The 1,200-nt window shown below is 67.9% G+C and carries 2 protein-coding genes; both read left to right on the forward strand.

From position 1 onward, the window contains the following. Window positions 1-489, forward strand: a 489-nt coding sequence (locus ABXS05_RS34810; protein ID WP_496204188.1) for a Rossmann-fold NAD(P)-binding domain-containing protein, incomplete at its 5' end; no start/stop codon positions are given. 155 nt (window positions 490-644) lie between these two features. Then, entirely contained in the window at window positions 645-1,145 is a 501-nt protein-coding gene (locus tag ABXS05_RS34815; protein ID WP_068299804.1) for a proton-translocating transhydrogenase family protein, read from the forward strand. The last annotated feature ends 55 nt before the right edge of the window (window positions 1,146-1,200 follow it).

Here is a 1,200-nt window from a genome sequence, read left to right on the forward strand (position 1 = left end):
GAGGAGTTCAAACAGGCCGAGACATCGGCCGGCTACGCCAAGCCGATGTCGGCGGAGTACCAGGCCAAGCAGGCCGCCCTGGTGGCCGAGCACATCAAGAAGCAGGACATCGTCATCACCACCGCCCTGATCCCCGGCCGGCCCGCCCCGCGCCTGGTCTCGGCCGAGATGGTGGACAGCCTCAAGCCCGGCTCCGTGCTGGTGGACCTGGCGGTGGAGCGCGGCGGCAATGTCGAGGGCGCCCGCCCCGGCGAGGTCGTGGTCACGCCGGGCGGGGTCAAGATCATCGGCCATCTCAACGTACCCGGCCGCCTGGCCGCCTCCGCCTCCTCGCTCTATGCCCGCAACCTCTTCGCCTTCGTCGAGACGCTGGTCGACAAGAAGGAAAAGACGCTGGCGCCCAATTGGGAGGACGAGCTGGTCAAGGCCACCCTGCTCACCAAGGACGGGGCGGTGGTGCATCCTTCCTTCCAGCCCCAGCCGGCCTGACGATCGGGGGGCGGGTCTTCTCAGCTCCATCGAGAGATGGAGCGGGACCCGCCTGGAGCCGAACGCCTTCCAGAAGAAGGCGGGTCTTCAGCTCCATCGAGAGGATGGAGCGGGACCTGCCCCCAATCAGATCCATCCCATCGAGGGAGACCGACATGGCCGACACGCCCCAAGAGCTTCTCGACAAGGCCCAGGCCGCGGCGCAGGCTGCCGGCGAGGCCGCCAGACACGCCCAGGACTATGCCGACCAGCTCGCCGCCACGCTGGGGGGCGTGGCCCATGCCGCCACCGGCGGGGCGATCGATCCCTTCGTCTTCCGCTTCGCCATCTTCGTGCTCGCCATCTTCGTGGGCTATTACGTGGTGTGGTCGGTCACCCCGGCCCTGCATACCCCGCTGATGTCGGTGACCAACGCCATCTCCTCGGTGATCGTGGTGGGCGCCCTGCTCTCGGTCGGCGTCGCCTTGGCCGGGGACGAGAGCGGGCCCTGGTGGGCCCGCGGCTTCGGCTTCCTGGCTTTGGTGCTGGCCTCCATCAACATCTTCGGCGGCTTCCTGGTCACCGAGCGCATGCTGGCCATGTACAAGCCCAAGGACAAGACCGCCGACAAGACCAAGAAGACCGGGGCCTCTTCGGCCGCCGGCGCCGGCCAGTGAGGAAGCGTCCATGTCCGTGAATCTCACCCAGTTCCTCTATCTCGTCGCCGGCGTC

The organism is Labrys neptuniae, assembly GCF_040797145.1.
Taxonomy (GTDB): domain Bacteria; phylum Pseudomonadota; class Alphaproteobacteria; order Rhizobiales; family Labraceae; genus Labrys; species Labrys neptuniae.